This window comes from Corynebacterium sp. HS2168-gen11, from assembly GCF_024834075.1.
In the GTDB taxonomy this organism is placed as follows: Bacteria; Actinomycetota; Actinomycetes; order Mycobacteriales; family Mycobacteriaceae; genus Corynebacterium.
Map to the genome: position 1 here is coordinate 1 of NZ_JANUXR010000001.1, position 26,723 is coordinate 26,723.

The 26,723-nt window shown below is 48.0% G+C and carries 21 protein-coding genes; 5 read left to right on the forward strand and 16 right to left on the reverse strand.

What is annotated here, in order from left to right; translation table 11 throughout:
* Nucleotides 1-728: 728 nt before the first annotated feature.
* The 10 genes from NXS99_RS00005 to NXS99_RS00050 form a co-directional block, all read right to left on the reverse strand.
* Entirely contained in the window at nucleotides 729-1,142 is a 414-nt protein-coding gene (locus tag NXS99_RS00005) for a DUF2871 domain-containing protein (RefSeq protein ID WP_259286623.1), read from the reverse strand.
* A 109-nt stretch (nucleotides 1,143-1,251) separates the two neighbouring features.
* Nucleotides 1,252-2,517 (reverse strand): tyrosine--tRNA ligase, encoded by a 1,266-nt coding sequence (gene tyrS / locus NXS99_RS00010; RefSeq protein WP_259286624.1) that lies wholly within the window; start codon nucleotides 2,515-2,517, stop codon nucleotides 1,252-1,254.
* 87 nt (nucleotides 2,518-2,604) lie between these two features.
* The gene (locus NXS99_RS00015; protein WP_259286625.1) at nucleotides 2,605-2,781 is read right to left on the reverse strand and encodes a Trm112 family protein; all 177 of its coding nucleotides are present in this window, start codon (nucleotides 2,779-2,781) and stop codon (nucleotides 2,605-2,607) included.
* An 82-nt stretch (nucleotides 2,782-2,863) separates the two neighbouring features.
* Nucleotides 2,864-4,303 carry an argininosuccinate lyase gene (gene argH, locus NXS99_RS00020; protein ID WP_259286626.1) on the reverse strand — a complete coding sequence of 480 codons (1,440 nt, stop codon included), beginning with the start codon at nucleotides 4,301-4,303 and terminating at the stop codon, nucleotides 2,864-2,866.
* Between the two features lie 256 nt (nucleotides 4,304-4,559).
* On the reverse strand, nucleotides 4,560-5,756 hold the full coding sequence (locus tag NXS99_RS00025; RefSeq protein ID WP_259286627.1) for an argininosuccinate synthase: 1,197 nt from the start codon (nucleotides 5,754-5,756) through the stop codon (nucleotides 4,560-4,562).
* Between the two features lie 214 nt (nucleotides 5,757-5,970).
* Complete coding sequence (locus NXS99_RS00030; protein ID WP_259286628.1) at nucleotides 5,971-6,450, reverse strand: arginine repressor; 480 nt, start codon at nucleotides 6,448-6,450, stop codon at nucleotides 5,971-5,973.
* A 16-nt stretch (nucleotides 6,451-6,466) separates the two neighbouring features.
* On the reverse strand, nucleotides 6,467-7,453 hold the full coding sequence (gene argF, locus NXS99_RS00035) for an ornithine carbamoyltransferase (protein ID WP_259286629.1): 987 nt from the start codon (nucleotides 7,451-7,453) through the stop codon (nucleotides 6,467-6,469).
* 455 nt (nucleotides 7,454-7,908) lie between these two features.
* The gene (gene pheT / locus NXS99_RS00040) at nucleotides 7,909-10,401 is read right to left on the reverse strand and encodes a phenylalanine--tRNA ligase subunit beta (protein WP_259286630.1); all 2,493 of its coding nucleotides are present in this window, start codon (nucleotides 10,399-10,401) and stop codon (nucleotides 7,909-7,911) included.
* A gap of 17 nt (nucleotides 10,402-10,418) precedes the next feature.
* Nucleotides 10,419-11,450, reverse strand: coding sequence for a phenylalanine--tRNA ligase subunit alpha (gene pheS / locus NXS99_RS00045; RefSeq protein WP_259286631.1), 1,032 nt, complete (start codon nucleotides 11,448-11,450; stop codon nucleotides 10,419-10,421).
* 219 nt (nucleotides 11,451-11,669) lie between these two features.
* Complete coding sequence (locus tag NXS99_RS00050; protein WP_259286632.1) at nucleotides 11,670-12,482, reverse strand: RNA methyltransferase; 813 nt, start codon at nucleotides 12,480-12,482, stop codon at nucleotides 11,670-11,672.
* A 407-nt stretch (nucleotides 12,483-12,889) separates the two neighbouring features.
* Between NXS99_RS00050 and NXS99_RS00055 the strand changes: the two genes are divergently transcribed.
* Together NXS99_RS00055 and NXS99_RS00060 are read left to right on the forward strand one after the other, a co-directional pair.
* Nucleotides 12,890-14,494: an FAD-dependent oxidoreductase gene (locus tag NXS99_RS00055; protein WP_259286633.1), complete on the forward strand. Its 1,605-nt coding sequence runs from the start codon at nucleotides 12,890-12,892 to the stop codon at nucleotides 14,492-14,494.
* 5 nt (nucleotides 14,495-14,499) lie between these two features.
* Complete coding sequence (locus NXS99_RS00060) at nucleotides 14,500-14,760, forward strand: metal-sensitive transcriptional regulator (RefSeq protein ID WP_259286634.1); 261 nt, start codon at nucleotides 14,500-14,502, stop codon at nucleotides 14,758-14,760.
* 362 nt (nucleotides 14,761-15,122) lie between these two features.
* On the opposite strand, the gene rplT is transcribed toward NXS99_RS00060, so the two are convergent.
* The 4 genes from rplT to uvrA all read right to left on the reverse strand — a co-directional run bounded on the left by rplT (nucleotide 15,123) and on the right by uvrA (nucleotide 19,762).
* The gene (rplT, locus tag NXS99_RS00065) at nucleotides 15,123-15,503 is read right to left on the reverse strand and encodes a 50S ribosomal protein L20 (RefSeq protein ID WP_259286635.1); all 381 of its coding nucleotides are present in this window, start codon (nucleotides 15,501-15,503) and stop codon (nucleotides 15,123-15,125) included.
* Between the two features lie 61 nt (nucleotides 15,504-15,564).
* Complete coding sequence (rpmI, locus tag NXS99_RS00070; RefSeq protein ID WP_259286636.1) at nucleotides 15,565-15,759, reverse strand: 50S ribosomal protein L35; 195 nt, start codon at nucleotides 15,757-15,759, stop codon at nucleotides 15,565-15,567.
* A 27-nt stretch (nucleotides 15,760-15,786) separates the two neighbouring features.
* Complete coding sequence (gene infC / locus NXS99_RS00075; RefSeq protein WP_259286637.1) at nucleotides 15,787-16,329, reverse strand: translation initiation factor IF-3; 543 nt, start codon at nucleotides 16,327-16,329, stop codon at nucleotides 15,787-15,789.
* A gap of 565 nt (nucleotides 16,330-16,894) precedes the next feature.
* A complete protein-coding gene (gene uvrA, locus NXS99_RS00080; RefSeq protein WP_259286638.1) occupies nucleotides 16,895-19,762 on the reverse strand; it encodes an excinuclease ABC subunit UvrA in 2,868 nt (955 codons plus the stop codon).
* An 81-nt stretch (nucleotides 19,763-19,843) separates the two neighbouring features.
* On the opposite strand from uvrA, the gene NXS99_RS00085 reads away from it, so the two are divergent.
* From NXS99_RS00085 to NXS99_RS00095, 3 genes are all read left to right on the forward strand, one after another.
* A complete protein-coding gene (locus tag NXS99_RS00085; protein ID WP_259286639.1) occupies nucleotides 19,844-20,434 on the forward strand; it encodes an MBL fold metallo-hydrolase in 591 nt (196 codons plus the stop codon).
* A gap of 190 nt (nucleotides 20,435-20,624) precedes the next feature.
* On the forward strand, nucleotides 20,625-21,527 hold the full coding sequence (locus tag NXS99_RS00090; protein WP_259286640.1) for a DoxX family protein: 903 nt from the start codon (nucleotides 20,625-20,627) through the stop codon (nucleotides 21,525-21,527).
* 167 nt (nucleotides 21,528-21,694) lie between these two features.
* The gene (locus tag NXS99_RS00095) at nucleotides 21,695-23,950 is read left to right on the forward strand and encodes a UvrD-helicase domain-containing protein (RefSeq protein ID WP_259286641.1); all 2,256 of its coding nucleotides are present in this window, start codon (nucleotides 21,695-21,697) and stop codon (nucleotides 23,948-23,950) included.
* 71 nt (nucleotides 23,951-24,021) lie between these two features.
* Here the strand turns inward: NXS99_RS00095 and NXS99_RS00100 are convergent, their stop codons facing one another.
* Entirely contained in the window at nucleotides 24,022-24,462 is a 441-nt protein-coding gene (locus tag NXS99_RS00100) for a universal stress protein (protein ID WP_259286642.1), read from the reverse strand.
* 167 nt (nucleotides 24,463-24,629) lie between these two features.
* Nucleotides 24,630-26,714, reverse strand: coding sequence for an excinuclease ABC subunit UvrB (uvrB, locus tag NXS99_RS00105; RefSeq protein WP_310593293.1), 2,085 nt, complete (start codon nucleotides 26,712-26,714; stop codon nucleotides 24,630-24,632).
* Nucleotides 26,715-26,723 lie beyond the last annotated feature (9 nt).

Sequence of the window (26,723 nt, forward strand, 5' to 3'; positions counted from 1 at the left end):
AAGATTTTACAAGCCAAGCAAAAACTTGCCGGCCACAATCAAAAGCACATAACAGTAAAACAATCCCAATAACACTTTGAAAAAAATAAAAAGTACATTGGCACACTATTGAGTTCTCAAACAACATCCACACAACCTTGCAACAATCAGCAATAAAAAACCAACTGTTGAAAACTGGTGATTATTCGTCCCGCTTGTTTTCCTCTCGCCAATCTCTCTTTCGAGGGGCGCTGTCGGTCGCGGCGACTCACATAAAGTTACACACCTTTGCACAACTACACAAATCCGCAGGTAACAACATTATTTCGTACCAACATTCACAACCACTCAACGAATGTAACTCCAATATCGTCCGAGCAACGCTTGGTTTGATGGTTATGACACACAATCACCACTGTAAATCCGCACATGCGACACATACTTCTTGACCGTTCTTCACACGAAATCTCGTGACTATTCTTGCTAGACAACCGCGTGTGTTCCCATGTATCGCTCCTACCGCCCTTAATCAATGCATCATTGATCTGCTCTTCAAATTCGCATCTCCTACAACAGGCCGTAACTAAACCTTTTGAAAATCTACATTAAGCAAATGCCAAGGAACCCCAGAGTTATCCAGACCGCAGATCTGCATGGTTTTGTGCACTTAAAAAATGGTGCCATCCCATATATAGAGATGACACCGAAAGAACTATGCTTCAGGACATACCGTATGCCCATCAACAGAATTATCCAAGTTTTTTGATTTGTTTTTTCAACACAACGAACAACAAGAACAATCCAACGGTAATGAGAATATGTCCAATGCCAGAAAGTCCTGACATTATTGGGCTGAGCTTGAAGTTCGGATCTTGCACTTCCGCAACACCTTTATAGGCCATCATCGATGTCGTCCACAGAACACCTGCATTGTAGATCCAGAAAAATAGGTTAAATTGTTTATGCTCATAGACTCGCAACGTTGCACCCAACGCAAGTAAGACTAAAAAGAACAACAGGCCCAGGACCAAAAGGTGCGTATGCAAGGTGGACAAATGTGTTTCACCCGCAAAACCGAGTGTGCGTGTGTATTCACGATAAAAAACACCTGCAAGAAGTCCCAAAACCGCATAGAAGGCAGCGGCATTAAAAATTTTGTTCATAGAATATGACAATAGCGAAAAGCGTCGTAAAGCCTTCGATAAGACATGGCAAAGACGTCGAAATCCCCTGTAACGTCCAGAAACGTTACAGGGGAAATGTTCGCGAGGGTTAGGCTACCGGCAGGATGCGTGCACCGGCGAAGTTCTTTTTGCCGCGACGCAATACTAGCCAGCTACCGTGGAGCAGATCGGTTGCTGCAGGTGTCCAAGCTTCGTCTTCAATGCGTACGTTGTTGACATAAGCGCCGCCTTCTTTAATGGTACGTCGTGCCGCACCACGAGAATCTGCAAGGCCAGCACCCAACAAAAGGTCAACAATGGTGATCTCATCAGTTGCTGTAAATTCAGCAATCTTGGTTTCGGCCAATGCGCCTTGGAGGGTGAGTTCGTCGAGTTCTTGCAGTTCAGCCTTACCAAACAGTGCTTCTGCAGCAAGTTCAACTGCGCGTGTAGCAGCCTTGCCGTGCACCAAGTTGGTCATTTCTTGAGCTAGACGACGCTGGGCTTCACGCTTGTAGGCGTGTTCTGCTACAGAAATTTCGTATTCGGCGATTTCTTCTTTGCTCAAGAAGGTAAACCAGCGCAAGTAATCGATAACCACAGAGTCGCCAGCGTTTAAGAAGTACTGGTACCAAGCGTATGGACTTGTCAGTGTTGGGTCGAGCCATAACTTGCCGCCACCGGTGGATTTACCGAATTTTTCACCGGAAGCATCGGTAACCAGTGGCACGGTCAAGGCATGCACCTTTTTCTGGTTCATGCGGCGGTTGAGATCCACACCGGAAATAATATTGCCCCACTGATCGCCACCGCCGATTTGCAGCACACAATCGAATTCACGGTTGAGATGCACAAAATCATATGCTTGCAGGATCATGTAGGAAAACTCGGTGTAGGAAATGCCATCATTATCAAGACGACGTTTCACAGTTTCGCGATCCAGCATGGTGTTCAGGGAAAAGTTCTTGCCGAGATCACGCAAAAACTCAACCACGCTCATCGTTCCAAGCCAGTCGGCATTATTGACCATAATGCCTTGGTCGTCAGAGTAATCGATGAACTTTTGGATTTGCGACTTGATGGATTCCACATTGGCGGCAACTTCTGCATCGCTGAGCATGGAACGCTCGCCTTGATCGCGTGGATCACCGATCATGCCAGTTACACCACCGGCAAGTGTTAATACGCGGTGACCTGCAGTTTGGAAGCGCTTTAACATCACCAGTGGCACTAAGTGTCCAGCGTGCAAAGAAGCACCAGTTGGGTCGAATCCGCAATATAACGTGATTGGGGATTCGCAAGCTTCACGGAGATCGTCAAGTTCGGTGGATTGATTAATCAATCCACGCCACGATAGTTCATCGATAATATTCATAATATTTGGTGTTCTTTCTGCTCACACTAGCAAAACGTATCTGACTGGACTGCTCCCCTGACAGGAGCGGATGGTGGTATCAGTCGCTTAGTTCGCAGGCCATGGCGTAGCTTCATCGACAAGCATGACTGGGATACCGTCGTCGATACGATAGGCAATACCAAGACGTGGATTGACTAACACTTGTTCTGTTTCGAGATATTCCAGTGGACCTTTATCTTGCGGGCACACCAGAATTTCGAGTAACTGGGGATCAATATGCATAACCACTTACTGTACCGTTTCTTCGGAGTTGTTCAATACTACGCCACTGTTGAGCGCTGCAATCAGTACAAATCCCATCTTCCTATGCCTGAGGACGTACCTGAGTGTTAGCCCAAGACTGAAGATCGGCAAGAGTTTGCTCAAGTCGCGCACGCTGTTCTTCCACACGGACTTTCGCTGTACCACCGCGTGTCGTACGGGATGCAACAGCACCTTCAACGGTCAATACTTCACGAACACTTGCATGCAAACGTGGATCAATGCTCAAGAATTCTTCATCCGTGAGTTCATCAAGGCCTACTCCACGAGCTTCTGCCAGACGAACACACGCACCGGATGCTTCATGCGCTTCACGGAATGGGACACCTTCGCGCACCATCCACTCAGCCAAATCAGTTGCCAACGTATACCCTGCAGGAGCCAGCTCAAGAAGTCGATCAGGGTGGAAGACTAAGGTTTCTACCAAGCCAGTCATGGCAGGTAATAACAGGTTTAATTGTGTAACGGAATCAACAATCGGTTCTTTGTCTTCTTGCAAATCGCGGTTATATGCAAGTGGCATGGCTTTTAAAGTTGCCAAAAGGCCAGCGAGATTACCAATCAAACGTCCTGACTTGCCACGGGTCAGCTCAGCAACATCTGGGTTTTTCTTTTGTGGCATGATCGACGAACCAGTCGACCAAGCGTCGTCAAGCGTAATATAACCGAATTCTGGAGTCGACCACGCAATAATTTCTTCTGCCAAACGCGACATATCCACACCGATCTGTGCCAAGACGAAGGCTGTTTCTGATGCAAAATCGCGCGATGCGGTTGCATCGAGAGAATTATCAGCGGCGTCGTCAAAGCCGAGTTCAGCAGCAATTGCTTCCGGATCAAGGCGCAAAGAAGAACCGGCCAGTGCACCAGAACCATATGGGGAAATTGCCAGACGCTTATCAAGATCTTGCAAGCGCTGTACATCGCGCACCAGTGGATGTGCATGCGCAAGCAACGCATGGGCTAGCAGAATTGGCTGCGCTGCCTGAAAATGGGTTTTACCAGGCATAATAACATCTGGATTGGCTGCAGCTTGAGTAGCCAGTGCCTGCACCAGTTCTGTTACATGCAGCGCGATGTCACGAATTGCGTCGCGTACCCACATGCGAAACAGTGTGGCAACTTGATCATTCCGAGAACGACCAGCCCGCAACCGGCCACCAACTTCAGAACCAACGATTTCAATAAGTCCACGTTCCATGGCGCCGTGAACGTCTTCGTCCGTTGGCTGCGGCAAGAAGCTACCATCAGCAACCGAGTTTCCAAGGCTGGTTAATCCAGCTAACATGGTTTCCAAATCAGCATCGCTCAGTAAACCAGCTTTATGCAGGACTTTTGCGTGCGCTTTGGATGCAAGCACATCGTATGGAGCCAACACCCAGTCAAAATGAGTGGAAACCGAAAGGGCAAACATTGCCTCTGAAGGGCCGCCAGAAAAACGTCCGCCCCAGAGTGCGCCTTGATTGGTACCGTGCTGCTGCATGGGAAATCCTTACTTCCTCAAAGTATGGCGTAGCACTGTGTACGCCAAAACCATTCATATATATGATGAACTGTTAAGAACTGCCCTGCTCCACAGTTCATGTTTGTTGCTTGACGACGCTGCGTGTGTCGCACCGCCGCATGTCGCGCCGGGGATTGGTCACGAGATCTTGAGAGTTGAAAAGGCCTAGAACGATGATTTCCATAATCCACCCAGGCCTTTGCGTATCAAAAATCAAGGTTTAATACTTGATATTTTAAGCTTCACGATCACGGCGATTAGCGATCTTTGACGATAAACCGTGCAGCTCAACAAAGCCCTTCGCCAAGGTCTGATCGAAGGTGTCACCGGTATCGTAGGTTGCCAGGTTGAAGTCATACAAAGACTTCTCGGAACGACGGCCATTAACAACGCAAGAACCAGCATGCAACACCATGCGGATATCGCCAGTGACATTTTCTTGAGTTGATTCGATAAACGCATCCAAGGAACGCTTTAATGGGCCATACCACAAACCGTCATACACTTCTTCCGACCAACGTGCGTCAATCAAACGCTTATAACGAGCCAGTTCACGCTCAACGGTCACATCTTCTAAGGCTTCGTGAGCTTTGATTAAGGCGATTGCACCTGGAGCTTCATACACTTCACGCGATTTAATACCAACCAGGCGATCTTCAACCATGTCCAATCGGCCCACACCTTGTGCACCGGCACGTCGGTTCATTTCTTCAATAGCTTCCAAAACAGTTACTGGCTTGCCATCGATTGCAACTGGTACGCCAGACTTGAAGGAAATAATGACCTCATCTGGTGCATTACCCAAGCTTGGATCCTCGGTATATGCGTAGAGATCCTTTGTTGGTGGATTCCACAGATCTTCCAAGAAACCAGTTTCAATTGCACGGCCCCAAACATTTTGGTCAATGGAGAATGGGGATTTCTTCGACTGCTCAATTGGCAGATTGATTTCTTCTGCGAACGCAATTGCCTTATCTCGGGTCCAGGCATAATCACGTGCTGGTGCAATGATTTCGAGTTCTGGTGCGAGGGAACGGAAACCTACTTCAAAGCGAACTTGATCGTTGCCTTTACCAGTGCAACCATGAGAAACATGTGTGCCGCCGTAGGTTTTGGCTGCTTCAACCAAGTGCTTGACAATCAATGGGCGGGAAATAGCAGACAGCAGTGGGTACTGTTTCATGTACATGCCGTTTGCCTTGATCGTCGGCAAGCAGTATTGCTCTGCGAACTCGTCTTTGGCATCAATGACAACAGACTCAACTGCGCCGCAGTCAAGGGCACGCTGGCGTACAGACTCCATGTCTTCGCCGCCTTGACCTAAATCAAGAGAGACAGCAACGACTTCCCCACCGGTCATTTTTGCCAAATATGGGATTGCAACTGAGGTATCAAGGCCACCAGAATAGGCCAAAACGACGCGATTTGTCATGGTGCACATGCTCCTTATGAAAATTATGCAGCAGGATTCCTGCTCAGAATATTTGTACTGCCAACTTGGTTGACGAAGAATGGATTCTTGAGTCTCTGGTTCATTGAAACTGCTTGCGTTTCATCATCAATGCTGTTCTCTATAGAAATCTAAGGATTGACGTCACATTGCAATATGAAAGAATCGAGACTCATGACCGAGGTGAAAATATTGATTATCGATTGCTCAGGATCGTTGCAAGATCTTTACCCGTTAGTGGATCGCGCGCAAGTACGAATACGGTATCATCGCCTGCGATGGTGCCAACGATCTCATCCATTCCTACGCGATCTATAAAACTTGCCAAAAATGCAGCCGCACCAGGCGGAGTACGCAAAACTGCAATATTGCCAGAATGATCGGAAGACACTAGGAGATCATCTAACATTTTCCGCAGTTTTTCACGTGTACCTGCAGTTGTTGGCACAGATGGCTCATCTGCACCACAGACTGAATAAAATGCACGGCCGTTTTCTGGTCGAACCTTTTTTGCACCTAGTTCGTCGAGATCTCGTGAGAGTGTACCTTGCGTGATCTCAACTCCTCGATCTTTAAGCAATTCAGATAGTTGTATTTGGCTTGAAACCAAATTTTGTTCCAGAAGGTCCAGGATCAGCGCTTGTCGAACTGTTCGTGTAATAGGTGCATTACTCACGTGCGGTCGATACTCCTTAATTCAATGAGAGTTGACTTGGCTGGTGATTGAGTAACCAGGTCAAAAGTGCTTTTTGGACATGAAGGCGATTCTCAGCTTCATCAAAGACGACAGATTGTGGACCATCAATGACATCAGCTGTAACTTCGTTACCACGATAAGCAGGTAGACAATGCATAAAGATAGCATTTTTATTAGCCATTTGCATAGTTTCTGCACTAATTTGATACGGCAAGAACGGTGTTCGTCGATCTAAACCGTCCGTTTCCATCCCCATTGACACCCACGTATCAGTCATTACAACGTCTGCACCTGCAACTTCTTGAATATTATCAGTGACTGTTACCGTTGCCCCCGTGAGTTCGGCTCGTTGTCGGGCACGTGAAATAAATTCCAAACGGGGTTGAAATTCTTTCGGTGACACAATGGAAATATTCACACCGGCAGTCGCAAATCCCAACATGTAGGAATTCGCCATATTATTACTACCATCACCTAAATAGACAGCTCGTAACCCCTTGATACCATCAGGCGTGCCATCTTTACTTAGCTTTTCGACGATTGTCAGCAAATCCGCCAGGATCTGACAAGGATGAAAATCATCGCACAGCGCATTAACAATTGGCACTCGCGAAGTTTTCGCCATTTCCCACAAATTTTGATGAGCACTGGTACGCCACACGATCGTGGCGACCATTCGCGACAATACTGCTGCAGTATCTGCAAACGACTCGCCTTTACCCATCTGAGTTTTTGCAGTTTCGACAATAATTGGATGCCCTCCTAGCTGCGCAATACCTGCATCAAACGAGAATCGTGTACGAGTGGATGGCTTATCAAATAACACTGCTACCGATAATGGGCCAGCATATGGCTGGTAGTATGAGGGCTTATCCTTCATTGCTAATGCCAGAGTAAGCACTTCTGCTTGTTCATGTGGACTTAAATGATCATCTGCTAAAAAGTGTCGCACTTGATCCACAATAGGATTAATAATATCCATATAAAAGTCACTCCTTTAGGCCACATTGCGCCTTTGATACAGCCACGACAAGATCGCAATTCCTGCACGTATGCCTATATATTTCAAATAAAATTAAGAAACCCTAGTGTAACACAATTTTAATAATATATGTGGAGATTCGCATAATTTTATTGTTCCGCGAGTGCATAGCGACCGATTAGATTTATCGCGACTGCTAAAGTGCTGCACTATGACGACTCCACCACACGCGTATGACCGCTGCATCACTGTGCAAGTACCCACACAACTATCACAGGATTGCACAAACAACGAATATGATGCACCATCGTCTAGACCATGCTGATTCGTATTTCCCTCTTGTAAATCACTACGGTTCATGCGCTTTTGGGCAATACCTATACAAAAACGCCACTAAACACATACCTTTCGGCAGGTTCAGTGGCGCAATCGTATGATTCTTACAGCACAAGCATTTAGCCGCGCATCTCCGCGTTGAAACGTTCACGCGCTAATTCAACAGCACGCAAACGTCCGACTGAGCATTCGTCATCGGTCAGCGTACGATCTTGCGCGCGGAATGTTAATGCGAAAGCCAATGACTTGCGGTTTTCGCCCAACGCCTCAGAGCGATATATATCGAATAGTTCAACTTTTTCTAAAAGTGAACCTGCTGCTTCAATAATCACCTGGCGAACGGCTTCTGCTGGAACTTCCTCATCCACAACTAATGCAAGGTCTTGCTTCAACGTTGGGAATGCTGAAAGCACCGGTGCCGGCAGTACTTCGGTAACTGGTAATGCTGAAACATTCAATTCCATTGCACAGGTACGCTTTGGCAAACCAAGACGCTCAACTACCTGTGGATGCAATTCGCCAGCGTAGCCAACAACTTCACCATCAACGAGCAATTCCGCGCAACGACCTGGATGCCATGGCAAGACTTCTGCATTCCGCAATTCAAGCTCAACACCCGCTGCACGTGCAACAATCTTGGCAGATTCAAGAGCATCGGCATAGGTGTATCCGCGACCACTGCCCCATGGGCCAGCAAATTCAAATGCACCCACGCCAACAGTTGCGACATGCAGTGGCTGATATGGCAGTGAATCCAAAAGCTGCTGGACTTCATCAGCTGCTGGACGTTGTTTTACATCAAGCATTGGTGAGGTTCCATCACCACGAACGAAGCTGACTTGCTGCTGGCCAAATAAATACAGATCTTGCAATCCACGAGCAACATTGCGAGTCAATGCCTCAAGCATTGATGGCAACAACGTGGTTCCCAACACTGCGTAGTCTGCATCCAATGGGTTTTGCACAGTCACCGCATTGCGTCGTGGATCATCAGCATCAAGATCCCAAGTATCGAAAGTATCTTGGCGGATAAATGGTGTTGGCAAAATTTCAACATAGCCGTTGTACGCAAGTGCATGGCCAATAGCGCGACGACGCTTTTGTTGTGGAGTCAAACCGCGACCGACAGGTGCAGATGGCACGATAGAAGGAATATCTTGGAGGCCTTCCAGGCGCAAGATTTCTTCAACCAAATCGCACTCTTCGCCTAAGTCAGGACGCCAGGTTGGTGGTGTGACCTGCAAAAGCTCATCGTTGACGTGAACCGCGCATCCAACTTCTTCCAAGCGGCCGATCACTGTTTCACGGGAATATTCCACACCGGCAATTGCGGCTGGACGATTCACATCCATTTCGATTACAGGCATCGTTGGAATCTCACCGACAAGGCTACGAGCAGCATCAATATTGCCGCCGGCGATCTCGGAAAGCAAGGCGCATGCCATGTCGAGGGCAACTTCTACCAATGCTGGATCAACACCGCGCTCGAAGCGTCGTGAAGCTTCAGAGCTGAGCTTATGACGACGCGAGGTGCGTGCAGTTGTGATTTGATCCCAGTTTGCTGCTTCAAAATACACATTCGTGGTTGAATCAGAAACTTCCGAGGTGGTACCACCCATGACGCCAGCAAGTGATTGAATGCCAGCATCGTCGCAGATCACAACGTCTTCGCTATCAAGGGTACGTTTGACGTGATCAAGGGTTTCAAATGCTTCGCCCTGTTGAGCACAACGAACAACCAGGTTACCGGTGATCTTGTCGGCATCAAATGCGTGCATTGGTTGGCCAAGCAGCAACATGACGTAATTTGTAATATCGGTTGGAACATTGACCAAACGCTGTCCTGAAAGGAGCAATTCACGCGCAATCCACCAAGGCGTCTTGGCAGTTGGATCGATATTGGTAACCTTTCGCAATCCAAAGCGGCGTGCCTTGGTGTCAGCATCTAGACGGATTGACAACAGCTCGCCTGCTGGTGCAGGGACTGAGTCATAGGTAGCTTCTGCAGGATCAGCAAAGTTCAGTTTGAACGCCGAAGCCAACTCACGAGTCAAACCACGAGCCGATAATGCGTATCCACGATCTGGGGTGATATTGACATCAAAAACGGTGTCTTCCAAGCCCAACGCTGGACGTGCATCGGAACCAATCTCGCCAAGGGATGGATCGATCGTCAAAATACCTTCAGACTTTTCCACCAGCCCGAGTTCTGCAGCAGAACACATCATGCCGGCAGACATACGCCCATAGGTTTCCCGTGCCGCAATTTGGAAATTTCTCGGTAATACTGCACCTGGCAAGGAAACCACGACTGTCGAACCGACTTCGAAGTTTCGGGCACCACAGACAATAGATTGCAATTCGCCAGTGCCATTTGCGTGGCCGACGTTGACCATGCAGTGGCGAATCGGCTTCTTAAATCCGGTGAGTTCTTCAATAGATTCAACTCGACCAATTACCAGTGGACCCGTGGTCTCAGGGATTGGAGCATAACCTTCAGTTTCAAAACCAACGCGCACATAGGCAGCATCAAGTTCTGCTGCATTCACACCAGCAAAGGATGGGTTAGCCTGCTGAAGGAGATTCGTTACCCAACTTTGTGAAATAAGCATCTAAATTCTTCTCCTTCTTAAGCCTGAATACCGAACGGCATCGTGAAACGAACATCGCCTTCAACCATGTCACGCATATCATTGAGCCCATTGCGGAACTGCAAAGTACGTTCTAAGCCCATGCCAAATGCGAAACCAGTGTAGACCTTTGGATCAATACCGGCTGCACGCAGCACATTCGGGTTCACCATGCCACAACCTCCCCATTCGATCCAGCCTGCGCCACCTTTTTTGTTCGGGAACCAAACATCAACTTCGGCTGAAGGCTCGGTGAATGGGAAATAGTTGGTACGCATACGCGTTTTTGTCTCTGGACCAAAGAGGGTCTTTGCCAAGTGATCTAAGGTACCGCGCAGATGTGCCATTGTTAGGCCTTTGTCGACGGCTAAACCTTCAATCTGATGGAACACTGGAGTATGCGTTGCATCAAGTTCATCAGTGCGGAACACACGTCCTGGACAGACCACATAAATTGGGACGTCACGGGAAAGCATGGTGCGCATTTGCACAGGAGACGTGTGCGTGCGCAACACTTGCTTGGAACCTGGCGTCGATACGTGGAAGGTATCTTGCAATGTACGCGCTGGATGATCTGGAATGAAGTTCAACGAGTCAAAGTTAAAGTACTCTGCTTCAACTTCTGGACCATCTGCGACCTCGTAGCCCATGGCCACGAAAATATCGGCAATATTTTCACTCAACGTGGTAATTGGGTGCAGCGCGCCAACTTGGGTACGCGTGGTTGCAACTGTAACGTCAACGCGTTCTGCTTTCAGTACTTCTTGGTTGCGTTTTTCTTCAAGTACAACCTTTGCCTCAGCAAAAGCTTTTTCCACTCGACCACGGGCCATATTCACAATACGACCAGCCTCTTTACGTTCTTCTTTCGGTAAAGAACCAAGGGCACGTCGTGCTTGTGGAACTGGGGCCTCATCGCCTAAGTGATCGCGACGGACCTCCGCTAATTCCTCTAGATTTGCTGCGGCTTTGAATGCTTGCTCCGCAGCTAATGCTGCTTGATTCAAGCTTGCTTCAGAAAGCTCAGTCACTGTGGTTAGTCTCCTTCACAGCCAGTGTTCGTATAGTATTAACCCCTCCATACTAGCGCACTGCATTGCCGCGCCAAATGAATCCCACACTCAAACTCCATCACGCTTGTCGTCAGCGCGCTAGTTTCGCTGATCTGATTACTGTTTTAACGTCGTCAAGCTGCTTTGACGACGAAGTTGTGCACATGCGCGTAAATATTTTTATGCATTCGATTGGAGTCAGTCGCGATGTAATGCTTTTGCCGATTCATACAGACAAATCGAGGCAGCGGTTGCCAAATTCAACGATTCTGCACGGCCACGAATCGGAATCCGCACACGATGGTCTGCTGCAGCAAGTAGTTCTGCACCCAATCCATGTGCTTCGTTACCAAATAACCAAGCGGTCGGTTGTTGCAAAAGTTCATCGGCTTCATCGAGATTCACTTCGCCATCGGCGGCGGTGGCAAGAATTTGCAAACCAGAGGCACGAAGTTGACCAAGCACATCTTGAATATTGGTTTCTCGTGCAACTGGTAGATGGAATAACGAACCTGCCGAAGAGCGCACTGCCTTATTTGCTTGCGGATCAACCGTTTCACCTGCAAAGACTACCGCGTCGGCACCGACTGCATCAGAAACTCGAATGAGCGTACCCGCATTGCCAGGATCGTTGGTTTCAACCGGCACGCTTACTAGCTGCGGTGTACCATGCAGGGCTTTACCGACCGACCATAAAACTGGCGTACACACTGCGAAAATACCCGTTGAATGCACAGTGTCACTTAAATGCTTTGCGGCTTTTTCAGTAATGGGATGAACATAAACCCCCATATAACCAGCGGTTTGCAGAATTTCGGCAAATCGGGCTGCTGCAGCTTCCGTGACAAACACGTCAGTTGCTGCACCAGTCGCTACCGCTGCTTCAACGGAGTTTTCACCTTCGACAAGAAACGCTTTGAGTTTCCGTCGCGCTGCGCTGCGATGCAATTTCGCTGCATTCACAATTCGAGGAGTACGTTCAGTAAACGCTAAAGCAAAGTCGAGATTCATTCGTCAAAGTTTATCACTGATTACTGATAGAGATGCAGCCTAACCGAATATATGAAATACGGAGTGTGACTGGTCGAGGTGTGCAGTTGCTACGTGCTCAAACATCCAACACTGCCTTATATGAAATACCGCTGATATATGCAGGTTCTCCCCCTGCTATAGGGCATATACACTTGAATTTCAATACCCTAGGGGGTATAAACAAGAAAGAATGATCCATTACTTTTTAGGAGGACAATAATATGTGTCGCCCAGTTACTTGTCAGACATGCGGAAAAACCACTTGGGCTGGCTGTGGTCAGCATATCGATCAGGTCAAGAGCCAAGTTCCAGCAAACCAATGGTGCACGTGCACTCGCGAGCCGCAAACAGGTGGTCTGCTTCAGAAATTGTTTGGGGGCAAATAAATGACCACGACAGTCATCGTCGGCGGCGTTGCAGGTGGCATGTCTACCGCAGCACGCTTGCGAAGAAGAGACGAATCCATGGAGATTATCGTGTTCGAAGCATCGCAACACGTCTCTTTCGCCAACTGCGGTTTGCCATATTATATTGGCGGTGTTATTCCACAGCGCGATTCCTTATTGCTACAAACACCTGAATCGTTGCTCCAGCGCTTTAATATCGATGTGCGAGTCGGCCATCGGGTACTCAATATTGATCGTGAGGCGAAAACAGTCACCGTCGATCGCCATGGTCATCAAATCAAGCAATCCTATGATTATTTGGTGCTCTCCCCTGGTGCTTCACCATTTGTGCCGGAGATTCCAGGTATTGAACGCGCACTTACGCTGCGCACTGTCGAAGATGTCGATAATATTGTCGCTCAGCTGACAGATGATATGAACTCAGTTGCCATCATTGGCGGCGGTTTTATTGGCGTAGAACTTGCAGAAAACTTCCGTGAAAAAGGCAAGCAGGTCACGCTTATTGAACGTGGCGACCACATTTTGGCCCCATTTGATCCTGAGATGGCTGCAATTGTCATGAACCATCTACGGATTCACGGTATTGATGTTCGTACCAATGCTGAAACCACCACGATCGGGAGCAATACTGTTGAACTTGCCAATGGTGAAGTCATTGCCGCTGATCTTGTCATTGCAGCGATCGGTGTGCGACCAGAGAGCTCTTTGGCAGCACAAGCTGGCTTAGCGCTCGGCGAACGGGGCGGCATTAAGGTGGATGCGCAGCTTCGCACCACTGATCCTGCGATTTTTGCACTTGGCGACGCAGTCGAGAAACAGGATGCGGTTTCAGGCGAAGATGTTCTCATTCCATTAGCCCAAACTGCCAACCGACATGGTCGTCTCGTGGCCGATATTATTACAGGACGCGACACTGCTCGCAAACGTACCTATGGCACAGCAATTATTGGTGTTTTTGGTCTCGCTGCAGCAACTGTAGGCTGGACCGAAAAACGCGCACGGGCAGCTGGTAAAAAGCTTCGTGTCGTGCATGTTCACCCGGGCGATCATGCGGGCTATTATCCTGGAGCAACACAACTGCATCTGAAATTAATTATTGATGCAGAGACTGACCAGATTCTTGGTGCGCAGGCAGTTGGACGTAATGGCGCCGATAAGCGTATTGATGTTATTGCAACAGCTATGCAAGCAGGCTTCACTGCGACTGATTTAGCGGATCTGGAACTGGCATATTCGCCACAATATGGTTCAGCGAAGGATCCAGTAAATATCGCTGGCATGGTTGCTGATAACCGTCGTACTTCGGAACCAAGTATTCAATGGCATGAACTTGCTGATAACACGTTGCCGTTGATTGATGTACGGAGTCCAGAAGAATTTTCCAATGGTTCAATTCCAGGTGCGATTAATATACCGGTGGATGAATTACGCCAGCGTATTGACGAAATTCCTGCCGAAGTTGTGGTCTTCTGCCAAGTTGGGTTGCGTGGCCATGTTGCTACAACATTGCTGAGCCAATACGGTCGCAAGGTTACTAATCTCGACGGTGGATATGTTACTTACAACCATTCACAGTTACTATAAGTGCTATGCATCTTAAACCAGAAGAAATCACGAAGTCGATTACTCGTCTGAAGCGTGCGCAAGGACAACTCGCTGCAGTCATCCGGATGCTTGAGGAAGGCGAACAGTGTGACGCTGCGATTACCCAGCTTGCAGCGGTTTCAAAGGCTATTGACAAAGCTGGCTTTACTATCATATCTTCGGGTTTGAAAAAATGCCTGACTGAGAGTCAAGATTCCGAAGTGGACCTTGCCAAGCTTGAAAAACTATTTTTAAGTCTGAGCTAGGGATTTTAGAGTCTCGTAGAGTCTAATTAACGGTGGTTGTCTCATTTGCTTTGAGAGAACCACCGTTTTCTTATACCAGCCTGTGGCGATACGTACAAAGCGATAGAACGCTAGCTTAGATTTGATCTACAGCTTTGCCTTGATTTATGCATCGATATGTTTTGCGCTCTACACACCAGATGTAGAGCGAGACGACACCTCCCTGCAGCAGAACGCTGATGGCAGAAAATGTTGGCGCATCTTATTCAAGTCTTCGTAATGTTTCTGGCAGTGTGAGCGTTTTCAAGTATGCAAAAAACCTCCAACAAAACTGTTGGAGGTTTTTTGCAATCAGATCGCTATACCGAACGCGCGGTATGAGCTTAAGCCTTTGGAGCGTTAACGTCTGCTGGCAGAGCAGCCTTTGCAGCTTCGCAAATTGCGGAGAATGCAGCGAAATCATTAACAGCCAACTCAGCAAGGATCTTGCGGTCAACTTCGATTTCAGCCAAACGCAGACCCTGGATAAGACGGTTGTAGGTCATGTCGTTCAAACGCGCTGCAGCGTTGATACGAGTAATCCAAAGCTTGCGGAACTCAGACTTGCGAGCGCGACGATCGCGGTACGCATAGGTCATAGAGTGCAACCATTGTTCCTTAGCCTTACGGTAGAGGCGGGAACGTTGACCGCGGTAGCCCTTTGCTGAATTCAGTATTTCGCGACGCTTCTTCTTCGCGTTGAGTGAGCGCTTAACACGTGCCACTGTTCAAACTTCCTTACTTAATGTGGTTCTTGTAGCTGTATGGTTATTGCGGGAAGACGAACTATGCCTTGCCCAAGAGGCGCTTGATGCGCTTTACATCGGCTGGAGCAACATCCTCAGTGCCCTTCAAACGACGGGTGCGACGGGATGGCTTGCCTTCAAGGAGGTGGCGGCGGTTAGCCTGCTCACGACGCAGCTTGCCGGAACCGGTGACTTTGATTCGCTTAGCGGTACCCTTGTGGGTCTTCTGCTTCATGGGATTAATGTCCTTTAACTGTAGTCTTTACTTCTTGCCCTTACGTATTGGACCGAGAACCATGGTCATATTACGACCGTCTTGCTTTGGCTTCGCTTCCACTACGCCATAATCGGCGACATCCTCGGCGAGACGCTCTAAGAGGCGGGTACCAAGTTCTGGACGAGACTGCTCACGTCCGCGGAACATAATGGTGACCTTTACTTTCGAACCCTTTTCAAGGAAACGGATCACATTGCTCTTCTTCGTCTCATAATCGTGATCATCGATCTTGGGACGGAACTTTTGCTCCTTCACCACCGTCTGCTGCTGATTCTTGCGAGCTTCACGTGCCTTCTGGGCCTGTTCATATTTGAACTTGCCATAGTCCATGATCTTGCAGACTGGCGGCTTAGCGGTAGGTGCGACCTCAACAAGGTCAAGGTCTGCATCGTATGCAAGTTTACGGGCATCGTCAATGCGGACAATACCGACTTGCTCTCCATTAGGACCGACTAGACGGACCTCGGGAACTCGGATGCGCTCATTAATGCGAGCTTCAGCGCTGATGGGGTACTCCTCAAGTAGCAAAGTGGAACTTTTCGTGATCTACCGTTAATCGCTTTGGCTTCTATCCCCTGAACACAACAAAAACCCGTTTACATGTTGTGTAAACGGGAGACCTTTGTGAGTCCATACAGCAGCAACCACAATTAAGTTACTGACGTACACTTTTACCTTGTGCCTACATTCCTGTGGCTTCAGGTGGGAAGATCTCCTCTTGCGACCTAGAGGAAACTCTAGGCGGTAGCTTCCCTACCCTAACATACTGCTGATGTAATTCCAAATTTTTCTCGATCGATGAAACATCACGCTCACAATTGGCATACTCAGGCTTGCTTACTGATGACTACCAGCACTAGTACTGAACACCCGAGCATTTCACAGTTACACTATGCGCATGCTTCGGCATTCACACGAGGCATTCACACGTGCGCCAATCTGCTACCAGTAAGCAATTGACTCACGTAAGTCTCCTTACGTGAGTTTGCAGCCTCTGATCGTAGATCAGACATCCATCACTCATGCATCGTCTAGCTTGCTCACATAGTCACGAACGGCAAGCTGCCAGTCACGCCAGACCATAACTGACGCTTTAGACTGCGGTGACAGGCAGCAATGTCTGCAAGAATTTACCTGTGTGTGATCCTGCCACCTTAGCGACCTGCTCCGGTGTGCCTTCTGCGACCACTTGGCCGCCGCCAGAACCGCCTTCTGGTCCCATATCGATAATCCAGTCAGCAGCTTTGATCACATCGAGATTGTGCTCGATGACAATCACCGAGTTACCTTTTTCGACCAATCCTTGGATCACGAGCATGAGTTTGCGGATATCCTCAAAATGCAATCCGGTGGTTGGCTCATCAAGGATATAGACAGTGCGACCATTTGATCGTTTTTGCAATTCCGCTGCAAGCTTCACGCGTTGCGCTTCACCACCAGAAAGAGTGGTAGCAGACTGTCCAAGACGGACATAGCCTAAGCCAACTTCTGTCAGCGTCTTGAGATACCTGTGAATTGCAGTAATTGGCTCGAAGAAATCAGCAGCTTCGGAAATCGGCATATCCAATACTTCAGCAATGGTTTTGCCTTTGTATTTCACTTCTAATGTTTCTCGGTTATAGCGAGCACCATGGCAGACTTCGCAAGGCACATAGACATCCGGCAGGAAGTTCATTTCAATTTTGATTGTGCCATCGCCTTGGCAGTTTTCGCAGCGTCCGCCTTTGATATTAAAGGAGAAACGTCCAGGCTTATAGCCTCGTACTTTCGCCTCAGTAGTTTCCGCAAACAGACTGCGGATTTTATCAAACACGCCTGTGTATGTTGCAGGGTTCGATCGCGGCGTACGTCCAATTGGACTTTGATCCACCTGCACTAATTTATCCAGGTGTTCGGTACCTTCAACGCGTACCGCACGTCCTGGCACTTGCTGCGCCTTATTTAAAGTGTTGGCCAAATGCTTCGCAAGGATCTGATTAATCACTGTTGATTTACCAGAGCCGGATACACCTGTAATGCAAACCAGCACACCAAGTGGAATTGCTACATCAATATGTTGCAGATTGTTTTCGTGCGCACCAATAATTTTTAGTTGACGTGCCGGATCGATTGCACGGCGTTGATCCGGTACTCCAAGTGCCATACGACCAGAGAGATACGCTCCGGTAATGGAGGCTTCGCAGTCAAGAATGCCTTCTGGCTTACCTTGATACACCACTTCACCACCGTATTCACCTGCTTTTGGCCCAATATCAATCAGCCAGTCAGCAGTACGAATCGTATCTTCGTCGTGTTCAACCACAATGAGCGTATTACCAATATCTCGCAGGCGTTCCAAGGTCGCAATCAAACGTTGGTTGTCGCGTTGATGCAAACCAATCGATGGCTCATCAAGCACGTACAACACGCCCGCCAAGCCTGAACCAATTTGGGTAGCCAAGCGAATGCGCTGTGCTTCACCACCAGAGAGCGTACCTGCAGCACGATTGAGTGTCAGATAGGTCAATCCCACATCTACTAAGAATTTCAAGCGTGCTTGAATCTCTTTCAACACAGCACCTGCGATCATCGCCTGCCGTTGGTTTAACGATAATTCATTCAAAAATTGTGCTGCTTCTTGCACACTCATCGCCGTAATATCAGCAATGGAAGCTTCAATACCATTGCTGGTTGCCAAACGCACCGACAAAATCTCTGGGCGCAATCGTGCACCCTTACAAGAAGGACACGGAATCTCACGCATATACTGCATCATGCGATGGCTGGCAGCTTCCGATTCGGCATTTTCAATACGCCGGTGCAACGTAGTTAAAACGCCTTCAAATGTAGAAGACCATTTCCGAGCACGACCAAAACGGTTTTTATATTGCACCGTTATCTGCTCATGATTACCATGCAACACCATTTTTTGTTGCTGTTTCGTCAACTGGCTATATGGCGTTAATGGATCAATCTCCATATTTTCAGCAAGTGCTTCGAGCAACTTACTGTAGTAGCCTCGGGTATTTCCAGTGACATTGAACGGGTGAAATGCGTGGATAAACGGCGCATCTTTATCTGGAATAACCAAATCCAGATCAACTTCTAATTTCGTGCCCAAACCATCACACTTGGTACAAGCTCCATACGGTGAGTTAAATGAGAACGAACGCGGTTCAAGCTCATCAATTCCGATGGCATGGTTATTCGGACACGCCATTTTTTCGCTAAACCGGCGCACTCGATACGGGTCAGCGTCGTCAAGCGTCAGAAAATCAAACTCCACCACACCATTTGCTAAGTTCAATGCGGTTTCAACAGAGTCCGTCAAGCGCTGTTTTTGCGAAGACTTGACCTGCAGACGGTCAACAATGACATCAATATCGTGCTTGACTTGCTTCTTAAGCTCTGGCGGATTGCTTAATGGGTAAACTTCACCGTCAACTCGAACACGGGCAAAACCTTGGGCCGCAAGTTCTTCGAAAAGATCAACAAATTCACCCTTCCGCGTACGCACCACAGGGGCTAAGACTTGGAATTTTAAGCCTTCTTCCATCTCCAAGACTTGATCGACGATTTGCTGCGGCGTTTGACGCTCGATTTTCGCATCACAAATTGGGCAATGTGCCACACCTGCTCGCGCAAAAAGCAAACGAAGATAGTCATAGACTTCAGTGATTGTACCGACGGTAGAACGCGGATTACGGTTCGTGGACTTCTGATCGATCGACACCGCGGGCGATAGCCCTTCGATAAAATCAACATCTGGTTTATCCATTTGTCCCAAGAACTGGCGCGCATAAGCACTCAGTGATTCCACATAACGCCGCTGACCTTCAGCAAAGATCGTATCAAAAGCCAAAGAAGATTTACCCGAACCCGACAATCCAGTAAAGACCACGAGGGAATCACGTGGCACATCGATATCAATACCTTTGAGATTATGCTCTCGCGCACCACGAACAATGAGACGATCTACCACAGCAGTCGGACCCTTCACCTTAGAACAGAAATATGTATTCGAACATAGCATCGAAACAGATTTCGCGCTACTCTAAACCTCATGAGACTTCATCACCTAGCAGTCCCACCAATGGATAATAATTGCTATTTGCTCGTCAACAATAACGAAGCACTGCTTATCGACGCCGCAAACAATGCCAATGAGATCCTTACACTTCTGGATCAACTCCAGGCCTCACTCACAGCGGTCATCACAACACATCACCATGCCGATCATGTTCAAGCATTGCCGGAAATTTTAGCGAGCACGCAGGCACATCATTACGCATCAGCAGGAGATGCACCGTTTTTACCCGCTCCAGTGGATCAAGTATTGCACCACGGTGATCAAATCCTGCTGGGAGATACACCGCTCGATATTCTTATTTTGCGTGGACATACGCCAGAAGGTGTCGCAGTAGCCGGAACAGTTGATGGAGTGACCAATATTTTCACAGGCGACAGCCTGTTCCCCGGCGGTGTTGGCAAAACTGAAAACTCAGCAGACTTTCAACAGTTGTTCAGTGATGTCACCAGCCGAATATTTGCGAAGTATCCGGATACTACAATTATTTGGCCCGGACATGGGCGTCATACAACTCTTGGGGAACAACGCCCATATCTTCAGTCTTGGCAGGAACGTGGATGGTGACACAACGCATATCCCAGTTGCCACATCATTAAGATAGACGCCTTTTAGTATCCACACCACAATGCTCAAGGATTGACTATCATAAAAGAGAGTGACGTTCCGCTGACACATTCCTTATGAATTTTTGCATATCAAAAGCATCAGTACTCAGTGGTAGGTTGCCCCAATAATAATCTGTAAGGAGAACTCCATGCTACGCAAACTAGCTCGACCAATGATTGCTTCGGTATATATCGCCGATGGCGCCGATATGATCATCAATACCGATGACCATACACAAGAAACAGAAACTTTTATCCGCCAGCTGCGAGCACTTCTCCCACGCCGGTATTACAAGAAAATCCCACAAGATTACGCTTTAATCACCAAAGTCACTGGTGGCAAGAAAATTGTTGCTGGCACCGCTTTAGCGTTCGGCAAAATGCCTCGCACTGCTGCTTTCGTACTTGCAACGTTGAGCATTCCTAGCCTCTTGTCGCGTCACGCTTTTTGGGAGACCCAAGACAAAGAGGAGAAACTTACACTTCGCCAAGGTTTCATGGCAGATGTTGCACTTCTTGGTGGCCTGCTTATCACTTCGGGTGACACTGCAGGCAAGCCTGGTCTGAAATGGCGTGCACGCCGCGCTGCAAAATCTGCAAATCAGCAGCTACAATCAGCACTCCCAATCGCGAAAGTCAATACACCAACCTTGACAGATTCCGCTGCGGCTTGGCTTGATGATGCCAAGCAAGAATCCTCAAAGTTTGTGGGACAGGCTTCCGAATGGCTTGGAGACACATCAGACAAAGTTGTTGCGTATCTGGATGATGCTTCCGAAAAAGTAACTACCTACGTCGATGACAACAAAGACGAGTGGGCACATACCGTTCACGAATGGTTGGCGTCAGCGCAGCAAAATTCTAAGATTGCTCGCAAGCGTGCCATCAAGGCTGCTGTTGCGGCTCAAGAACGTGCTACTGAAGCATATGCCGAAGCTCAGGCTGTATCCGGAAAAGCTGCCCGTAAGGCAGCCAAGCAAGCTGAGCGTCTACAGGCAGATGCCGAAAAAGCACTCAAACGAGCACAGGCTAAGTTCGAAGGTCGCTTCTAACTTCACACTATTCATACCCTCATGTCGTGCAAACCTGTATGACATGAGGTTTTTGTGTATGCTGGTTGTTTTGCGAATGCGGTGTTCACTGAATCCAAGCTTCACAAATTCTAAGTTGCAATCGTTGTCATTTCCCTATCTCGGAAAGCGAAGAAGAGCATTACGATATGAATAATCAGGTTTCCGCGTCTACTGAGCTCGAGTACGAACAGCACTACGTTACCGGCTTGTTCGCTCGTCTTGATCGTGAAGTACAAGCTGCACAAGAAAAACTCGCTGAAGTTCAGTTGCGAATTGATCCGCATGATGCGGATCCAGAGGCACTTATCGACCGCGAAACCGAATATCACAGCTTAAATGCTCGCATTGATGCGTTGAATATTGCTCAGCTTGGATTGGTTTTCGGTCGCATTGATGTGCAAGTCGAGAACCCTGAGTTTATTGATAATCCAGTTTCCGGGCGCGATAATCTCGATCGACGCTATGTTGGGCGCATGGGCTTAGATGATCGCGATGACGACTATCGCACATTGCTTTTGGACTGGCGAGCTCCTCAAGCTCGACCGTTTTATCTTGCGACAACAGCTCAGCCAGAAGGCGTTGAATTGCGACGCCATATTCGCACGCATGGTAGAAACGTCACGGCAGTGACTGATGAAGTTTTAAGTGGCCAGCAGTTTTCACATTCTGAGGTCTTAGCCCAAGGAGTGGGCAGTGAATCAGCTCTGTTTGCTGCATTGCAGGCAGCGCGTTCTGGACATATGTCCAGCATTGTCGAGACGATTCAGCGTGAACAAGATGAAATTATTCGCGATAATTATCGTGGCGTCATGGTTGTCGAAGGAGGTCCAGGCACTGGGAAAACCGCTGTTGCCTTGCACCGTGTTGCGTATTTGCTTTATACCTGGCGCGAGCAGCTTGCTCGAACGGGTGTGCTAATCATTGGCCCTAATCAAACCTTTTTGGAATATATTTCGCGAGTGTTACCAGAACTCGGTGAAACCGGCGTGGTCTTAGCAACTGTCGGCGACCTCTACCCTGGCATCACCCCTGTGTATGAAGATTCATTGCTGGTGCGTGAGGTCAAAGGTTCAATTGAGATGGTGACGATTTTGCAGCGCTTGGTCAAAGACTACCAACGTGTACCCGAAGCGCCACATACGTTTATTCTCGATGGTATTACACTCACACTCACTGCCAAAATGGTAAAAACAGCACGTACTCGGGCACGACGCTCTCGCAAACCACATAACCATGCTCAAGGTATTTTTACTGAAGCTTTAATCGACCAGATTGCACAGCAGATGGTCAATATTATTGGTACCGATCCGTTGCACGGCGCGAATTTATTGTCGAATGCTGATCAAGCGCAAATTCATGATGACATTACTGAAGAACCAATTATTGCCGAGTTAGTAGAACGCTATTGGCCACGCTTACAGCCGTTAAACATCCTTGCTGATTTCTTCGCCGATTGTGATCAAATTGCCAGCATTGCGTACGATTACGACGAAACGACTCAACAAGCGTTATATCGAGAGCATACAGGAGCATGGAGTGCTGCCGATGCCGCGCTTCTCGACGAATTAGCCCAGTTGATCGGTATCGATGAACAAGAAGATATCGATCGTGATTGGAATGCAGAATTCACCGCAGCGGAAAATACACTCGAAGGACTTTCATCTTCTGCAAACTCAGATTTAGATGATGAAACTGATGCTGAGATTTTGTCTGCTTTTGATGTGATTGATGCTCAACAATTGGCAAGCCGACAGGAACGAAGTGATCATCGATCCACGGCTCAGCGTGCCGCACAGGATCTCCAATGGGCATATGGCCATGTGATTATTGATGAAGCCCAGGAACTCTCCGCCATGGAATGGCGGATGGTGATGCGGAAAATCCCATCCCGCTGGATGACACTCGTCGGTGATACCAGCCAGACTGGTTCACCAGCTGGCGTGGATTCCTGGGAAGAAACGTTACAACCGTTCGTCGAAAAGCGATTCCGCAAACATCTCTTAACGATTAACTATCGCACACCGAAAGCAATTATGGACGTTGCTCATGAGTTACTTGAGCAGTTTTCTCCTGAAACATTGCACAGCACTTCATTGCGCGTCACCGATGCGGCAGTAACATTTTTGGATGATTCACATGATCCGATCATCTATGCCCGCACATTACGCGATGCAGAACCAGAGCGCTTAACCGCTATTATCAGCGCAGATTCCTTAGGGCAAGGCGAGATTATTGGCATCAGCCAAGCCAAAGGCTTGGAATTCGACCATGTGATTGTCTGGCAGCCGCTGCAATTTTTCGAAGATTCACCGCAAGGTTATCAAGATTTATTTGTTGCCTTAACGCGTGCGACGCAAACCTTAACCATTATTGGTGAATGCGGCGAGTTATTTACGCAGTAACTATAGAAAGGAGCCTTATTATCCCACCAGAAATAATAAGGCTTTAAAAACTTTAAATAAATGATTATTTGTTAATTAATCGTATGAACAATCATTACATCGCAGTCCGATTGGCGTGCCACATCAGCCGGAACTGACCCCAATAAACGACCCGTTAAGGAATTGATGCCGCGGTTACCAACTACAAGCAAGTCTGCCTGGAATTCATTCACAATCACCATCAACGCTTCCACAGGAGTACCAGGCCGTACCACTGTTTCAATCTTTATATCACCTAAGCTACGCGCAAATTCTGCAGCTTTTTCCAAATTGGCGCGAGCCGGATCAGTTCCCAAAACCGTAACTGAGTCTTGACGCAAGGTCTTTGATGCCTGCTCTTTCGACTCATAATACGCACAACCAATAATGAGTGTTGCATCAAACGCTAACGCCATTTGCGCTGCCCGCTCGACCGCCAACATAGAGGACTTCGATCCGTCAGTACCAACAACAATCGCGGTGTAATTACTCATCTGTAAAACACACTTTCCGTTCAAGTCAATAATGAAAATTAGTATCAAAGAAAAGTTTAACAAATATCATTTTCATTTCGATGAACTCTTAAGCAGTATCACGTAATCCAAATTTTTGAGATAGAAGTCACTTCATGAGGGAAATGTGAAAACAGAGATGCAATTTCTTAAATGCCCGCTTCTTTTATCCCACGTAATTCCTTCTTTAAATCAAGAATCTCATCACGTAAGCGACCCGCTAACTCAAATTTCAGCTCTCGTGCAGCATCTCCCATTTGCGCAGTTAATTCTGCAATATACTTTTCCAATTCGCTTTCTGCCATCGACGAAGGTTCTTTCGCATCAGCCAATAATGCATCAGCATCAGCACTCGATGTCTGCTGAGCCTGCGAGTCTTGCACTTGATCCAAAATATCTGCGATCTTTTTCCGTAACGGCTGCGGATCAATGCCATGCTCAGCGTTATACGCCAATTGCTTTTCCCGACGTCGCTCAGTTTCATCAATGGCTTGTGCCATAGAATCTGTGATCTTATCAGCGTACATCAACACCTTGCCTGACACGTTACGAGCAGCACGACCAATCGTTTGAATCAACGATCGTGTTGAACGCAAGAATCCTTCCTTGTCAGCGTCCAAGATTGCCACCAAAGAGACTTCTGGCAAATCGAGACCTTCACGCAGCAAGTTAATACCCACCAACACGTCATATTCACCTAGTCGCAGCTGACGCAAGAGCTCAACACGCTGCAAGGTATCAATATCTGAGTGCAAATAGCGGACTCGAATCCCATGTTCTAATAGGTAATCGGTGAGGTCTTCGGCCATCTTCTTCGTCAAGGTGGTCACCAGAACACGCTCGTCTTGGGCAGTTCGCTCACGAATTTCATGGATTAAGTCATCAATTTGTCCCTTTGTTGGGCGCACTTCAATGCTTGGATCAACCAAACCTGTCGGACGAATCACTTGTTCAACAAATTCGCCTCCAGCTGCAGCCATTTCATAATTACCTGGCGTGGCTGAAAGGTACACAGTTTGGCCAACGCGATGCTGAAATTCTTCCCAGGTCAAAGGTCGGTTATCCAGTGCTGATGGCAGGCGGAATCCGAATTCCACGAGATTGCGCTTGCGGGACATATCGCCTTCAAACATGCCGCCAATTTGTGGAACTGTTACGTGCGACTCATCGATAATAGTTAAAAAGTCTTCTGGGAAATAATCCAGTAACGTTGCTGGCGCTGTGCCTGCAGCACGACCATCAAGATGCCGTGAGTAGTTCTCAATACCAGAGCAGAACCCTACTTGTTCGATCATCTCCAGATCATATTCTGTACGCATCCGAAGTCGCTGAGCTTCGAGCAATTTGCCACGATTTTCCAAATCATCTAAGCGCTGTGCGAGCTCTTCTTTAATATCTTCAATCGCCCGCGCCATCCGTTCTGGCCCAGCAACATAGTGCGTTGCAGGGAAAATACGGATCTCTGGTACCTCATGCAAAATTGCACCAGTGAGTGGGTGGATGAAATATAGCGCATCGATCTCGTCGCCAAAAAATTCCACACGCACGGCGGTTTCTTCATAGGCGGGAATAATATCGACCGTGTCGCCTTTGACTCGAAACGTTCCGCGCGTAAAACCGACATCGTTGCGATCATATTGAATATCGACTAATACGCGCAGGAACTTATCGCGTTCTACTTCTTCTCCGACGGTCAGCCACACCGATCGGTCGAGATATTCTTGTGGCGTACCCAGGCCATAAATACACGAAACAGAAGAGACAACCACCACGTCACGACGTGAAAGCAGCGATGATGTTGCGCGATGTCGCAGCCTTTCGACGTCATCATTGATGGACGAATCTTTTTCAATATAGGTATCCGTTTGTGCGATATACGCTTCTGGCTGGTAGTAGTCGTAATAACTCACGAAATACTCAACTGCATTATTCGGCAACAGCTGACGCAGTTCATGTGCCAGCTGTGCAGCCAGAGTTTTATTCGGTGCCATCACCAAGGTTGGACGTTGTTGTTGCTCAATCAACCATGCGGCTGTAGCAGATTTTCCGGTACCAGTGGCACCGAGGAGCACAATATCCTGCTCGCCACGATTGAGCCGCTCATCGAGTTCTTTGATGGCCTGCGGCTGGTCACCGCTCGGTTCAAACTCGGAGATCACTTCGAACCGGCCTGGAGCTCGTTGTAGCTCACTGACTGGACGATGATCTGGCTGCATGTCGTGAGGTGAAGTCATACTCCCCAT